This window comes from Streptomyces torulosus (genome assembly GCF_001419765.1).
Taxonomy (GTDB): Bacteria; Actinomycetota; Actinomycetes; order Streptomycetales; family Streptomycetaceae; genus Streptomyces; species Streptomyces torulosus.
Window position 1 is genome coordinate 1 of the sequence record NZ_LIRK01000927.1, and the last position, 4,590, is coordinate 4,590.

Consider the following 4,590-nt stretch of genomic DNA (forward strand, 5'->3'; position numbering starts at 1 on the left):
GGCGACTACCTCGACTCCCTCGAACGCGTCGCCCGGCTGGGCCCGGCCGAGGTCCTCCCGGCCCACCAGTACACGTTCACCGACGCCTCGGCCCGCGTACGGGAGCTGCTCACGCACCACGAGTCCCGCCTGACCGACCTGCGCTCCCTCCTCACCACCCCGCTCACGCCGTGGCAGCTCGCCGAACGCATGGAGTGGAACCGCCCCTGGTCCCAGATCCCCTACAGCTCGCGGAACATCGCCGTCGCCGAGGCGGAGGCCCACCTGCGCCGCCTGGTGAAACAGGGCCGAGCGGAGGCGGTACCGGGGACCGACCCGGTGACGTACGTGGCGGCGTGAGACCGAGCGTCGCCGTACTTCGCCTCAGCGGGCGCCGGCCGAACGGACCAACTCCCGGGTCCGATCGAGGAGTCGTATTTCTCGCGCGCTCATCGTCGGGTTCTTCGACCGGCGGATGATCGCCTCCGTCAGGCCCTCCTCCGTGAGAGCTGAGGGGGCGTTGGGCGGTTGGTGGGTGAGGAGGCCGGTGAGTGCCGCGTGGGCCAGCGGGGCGCGGGGGTCGGCCCTGTCCGCCGCGACCTGGGCGAGGATGACCGCCGACATGCCCCAGTCGAGGCCGGGCGGGCCCTCCTCGGCGTTGGCCCAGTCGATGACGCGGGGGCCGTCCGGGGTGAGGAGGACGTTCTCGGGGTGCAGGTCGAGGTGGAGGACGCGGGTCGGTGGAGCGGCGGGGCGGGAGCGCGTGCAGCGCGTGGAGAAGGCGGGCCAGTTCGGCGCTGGCCTCCGCCGGCGGGAGGGCACCCGCGGCGATCGCCTCCAGCATGGTCGGGCCCGAAAGGCGTTCGAGGACCAGGTCGGTACGGGTGGCTGTGCGAACGCGTGGGGCCGGGTAGCCGTGAACGCGTACGTGCTCCATGACCTCGGCTTCGGCTCGCGCGTCACCCCAGCCGTCCCGGTACCGGCGCAGCACCCAGGTTCCGTGAACACCGGCCTCGTGGACGACCTCCCCGGGCGGGCCGTCCCCGGTCGCGTCGTCCGCCATCTCGTACACGTCCGCCGTGCGCCCCGCGCCCAGCAGTCTCCCCGTCCGCATGTTTGTGAACCTACCCTCCGGCGCAGGTGGCCCTCGGGCTGTTGCCTACCGGCAGGTAGAGTGGCCGGGTCGTCACGCCCGTACAGGGGGAAGCCGGTGCAAATCCGGCGCTGACCCGCAACCGTGAGCCGAAGCCGTCCGCGCGATCGGCGAGTCGGACTGCCCTGTGCGGAACTGTGACCGGCTCGCGTCACCGGCGTCCGCCGGTGCACGGCACCGTCGAGGAATACGGAGCCGAGCCGCCCGGCGTCGCGCCGTGGCGCCCGGCTCCCGTCAGGGAGAGGCACCGCCGATCATGAATGTCCGCCGCAGCGCCGCGGTCGTCGCCGTACTGGCCGCCACAGCCGGGGTCGGCACCGGACTCGGTACCGGTTTCGCACCGGCCGCCCTCGCCGACGACACCGCCCCCAACGCGCCGTCCGCGTCGCCGTCACAGGCGATACCCACCGGTCTGTACGGGTCGACGGACCCCAAGTACGACGGCGTCTGGCGGCAGTCGCTCACGCTGGTCGCCCTCGACGCCGTGGATGAGAAGCCCGGCGCCGGCGCCGTCGACTGGCTGCTCGGCCAGCAGTGCGCCAACGGGGCGTTCGCGGCGTACCGGCCCGACCCCACCGCCCAGTGCGACGCCAAGACCGCCGTCGACACCAACAGCACGGCCGCCGCGGTGCAGGCGCTCGCCGCCGTCGGCGGGCACGACGCGCAGGCCGAGCGGGCCGTCGGCTGGCTGAAGGACAACCAGAACGACGACGGCGGTTGGGGCTTCACCGCCGGCGGGCCCAGCGACGCGAACTCCACGTCCGTCGTCATCGGCGCGCTGGCCGCCGTGGGCGAGGCGCCCGACGGGCAGAAGAAGGCCGGCCACTCCCCCTACGACGCCCTGCGCGCCCTCGCCCTCCCCTGCGCCGCCGGCACCGAGGGCAGCGGCGCCTTCGCCTACCAGCCCGACAAGAAGGGCGGGCTCGCCGCCAACGCCGACGCCACGGCCGCCGCCGTGCTCGGCAGCCTGGGAGAAGGGTTCGTCGTCGACACCGGGAAGACCGGGGACTCGGGTGAGAACGGGGACTCGGGTGAGAACGGGGACTCCGGTAACTCCGGCAGCTCCGGGACGACCGGGGGCGCCGCCGAGTGTGCCGGTGGTACCTCGCCCGAGGACGCGGCCCACAACGGTGCCGTGTACCTCGCCGGGGCCCTCACCTCCGCCGGCTACCTGAAGTCCGCCCTCGCGGGCGCCGAGGACCAGCCCGACCTCGGCAACACCGCCGACGCGGTCGTGGCGCTGGCCGCCGCCGGGGACACGGACGCCACCGCGAAGCCGCTCGCCTGGCTGGAGAAGAACTACGGCCCCTGGGCGGCGAAGTCCGGCCCCGCCGCGTACGCCCAGCTCATCCTCGCCGCGCACGCCGCCGGCACCGACCCGCGCGACTTCGGTGGCGCGGACCTCGTGGCGCAGCTGACCGAGACCGGCCCGGCGCGGGACGTGGCCGATTATTCGAGCGTGCCGAGCGACGACACCGCCGACGGCGGCGGGGACGACGGCGGCATCGCGACCGGAGTGGTGTTGGGCGCCGGACTCGGACTCGCCGCGCTCGCCGGGGCCGCTCTGACGCGCCTCACCCGGAAGCGGCGACGGACATGACCCGCACCGGCGGGCGCGTCACGGCCGCGTCGGCGGCGACCCTGCTTCTGCTGTGCGCGCTGGTGGGGCTCGGCGGGCCGGCCCATGCCGCGGCCTACCGGTACTGGTCCTTCTGGGACCGGGGGGCGAACGGCTCCGGCTGGGTGTACGCGACGCAGGGGCCGTCGACGGCGCGGCCCTCGGACGGGGACGTCCAGGGCTTCCGGTTCGCCGTCAGTGAGGACTCCGACGACGCCGCCGAGCCGCGCGGGGCCGCCCGCTTCGACGCCATCTGCTCGGGTACGGCCGCCCGTGACGGGCAGAAGCGGATCGCGCTCGTCCTCGACTTCGGCACCGCCGTGGACGCGCCGACGGGTGAGACGCCCCCGCCGGCGCGCACGGCCTGTGCACGCGTGCCGTCGGACGCGACCACCGCCGATGCGCTTGCCGCCGTGGCGAAGCCGCTCCGGTACGACACGAACGCGCTGCTCTGCTCGATCGCCGGGTACCCCCGGAAGGGATGCGGGGAGGCGATCGCCGACGACGGTCCCGACGCGTCCGACACCTCCGACGCGTCCGACACCTCCGGCGCGTCCGACGACTCGGCCGCCTCCGACAACGCCCGCACGTCCGACGAGAAGGGCCCGTCCGTCGGGCTGTTCGTCGGTGTCGGCGCCGTCGCGGTGCTCGGCGCGGCGGCGGTGTGGCAGGCCAGGCGACGCCGCCGTGCCTAGCCACGGACCGTCGGCCCGCGGTGCGGGGGACACGCAGGGCAGGCGCCCCACGGACTCCCCGCACCGCAGGCACCGCAGACACCGTGCGCAGAGCACGCACCCCCTGCACCGCACGCCGACCGCGCACCCGCCGTATCCCCCGCACCACGGACACCGGACCCACCACCTGCACCCCCTCGCCTGGTGGCTCTGGGCCCTCGGGCTCGGTACCGCCGCGTCGCGCACCACCAACCCCCTCCTCCTGGCCCTCCTCATAGCCGTGGCGGGGTATGTCGTGGCGACGCACCGCACGGACGCCCCGTGGGCCCGTTCGTACACCGCGTTCGTGAAGCTCGGCCTGGCGGTGCTGGTCATCCGGCTGGCCTTCGCCGTGGTGCTGGGCTCGCCCGTCCCCGGCACGCACACCCTCCTCACGCTCCCCGAAGTCCCGCTGCCCGACTGGGCACAGGGCATCCGCCTGGGCGGCCGGGTGACCGCGGAGGGCGTGCTGTTCGCGCTGTACGACGGGCTGCGCCTGGCCGCGCTCCTGATCTGCGTGGGTGCCGCGAACGCCCTCGCCAATCCGGCCCGGCTGCTGAAGTCGCTGCCGGGCGCGCTGTACGAGGCGGGCGTGGCGGTGGTGGTGGCGATGACGTTCGCCCCGCATCTGGTGGCGGACGTACAGCGGTTGCGGGCCGCCCGGCGGCTGCGCGGGCGCCCCGACCGGGGCATCCGCGGACTGCTCCAGGTCGGACTGCCGGTGCTGGAGGGCGCGTTGGAACGGTCGGTGGCCCTGGCCGCCGCGATGGACTCACGCGGGTACGGCCGCACCGCCGAGGTCCCGGCCCGCGTCCGCCGCACGACGGCCGCACTGACCCTCGGCGGACTGCTGGGCGTCTGCGCGGGAACGTACGGCGTACTGACCGCGGCCGGCGGCACCTACGGTCTCCCCGTCCTGCTCACCGGCCTGGCCGCCGCCCTCGCGGGCCTGCGTCTGGGCGGCCGCCGCTCGCCCCGGACCCGCTACCGGCCGGACCCATGGGGCGTACGGGCGTCCCTGGTGGGCGCGTCGGGCGCGGCCGTCGCCGTCCTCCTGATCCTCTGCGAGGCGTACGACTCCACCGCCCTGCACCCCACCGTCGTCCCCCTCACCGCCCCGGACCTCC

The 4,590-nt window shown here is 75.1% G+C and carries 3 protein-coding genes, 2 pseudogenes and 1 riboswitch; of the genes and pseudogenes, 4 read left to right on the forward strand and 1 reads right to left on the reverse strand.

Annotation, left to right across the window (positions count from 1 at the left end; genetic code table 11):
- Positions 1 to 339: pseudogene (locus tag AOK23_RS42615) on the forward strand (MBL fold metallo-hydrolase); the annotation flags it as partial.
- A gap of 24 nt (positions 340 to 363) precedes the next feature.
- Here AOK23_RS42615 and AOK23_RS52195 read toward each other — a convergent pair.
- Positions 364 to 1,093: pseudogene (locus AOK23_RS52195) on the reverse strand (phosphotransferase).
- Between the two features lie 41 nt (positions 1,094 to 1,134).
- A riboswitch (cobalamin riboswitch) is annotated at positions 1,135 to 1,274 on the forward strand.
- Between the two features lie 114 nt (positions 1,275 to 1,388).
- Here AOK23_RS52195 and AOK23_RS42625 point away from each other — a divergent pair.
- The 3 genes from AOK23_RS42625 to AOK23_RS42635 form a co-directional block, all read left to right on the forward strand.
- A complete protein-coding gene (locus AOK23_RS42625) occupies positions 1,389 to 2,732 on the forward strand; it encodes a prenyltransferase/squalene oxidase repeat-containing protein (RefSeq protein WP_055717740.1) in 1,344 nt (447 codons plus the stop codon).
- Complete coding sequence (locus tag AOK23_RS42630) at positions 2,729 to 3,445, forward strand: SCO2322 family protein (RefSeq protein ID WP_055717741.1); 717 nt, start codon at positions 2,729 to 2,731, stop codon at positions 3,443 to 3,445. Before AOK23_RS42625 ends, AOK23_RS42630 begins: the two co-directional genes overlap by 4 nt.
- A 103-nt stretch (positions 3,446 to 3,548) precedes the next feature.
- The coding region (locus tag AOK23_RS42635; protein WP_420823805.1) for a CbiQ family ECF transporter T component at positions 3,549 to 4,590 on the forward strand (1,042 nt) is incomplete at its 3' end.

Coding starts and splice junctions, on each gene's coding strand:
- AOK23_RS42630 (WP_055717741.1), top strand. CDS start 2,729: ATGACCCGCACCGGCGGGCGCGTCACGGCCGCGTCGGCGGCGACCCTG.
- AOK23_RS42625 (WP_055717740.1), top strand. CDS start 1,389: ATGAATGTCCGCCGCAGCGCCGCGGTCGTCGCCGTACTGGCCGCCACA.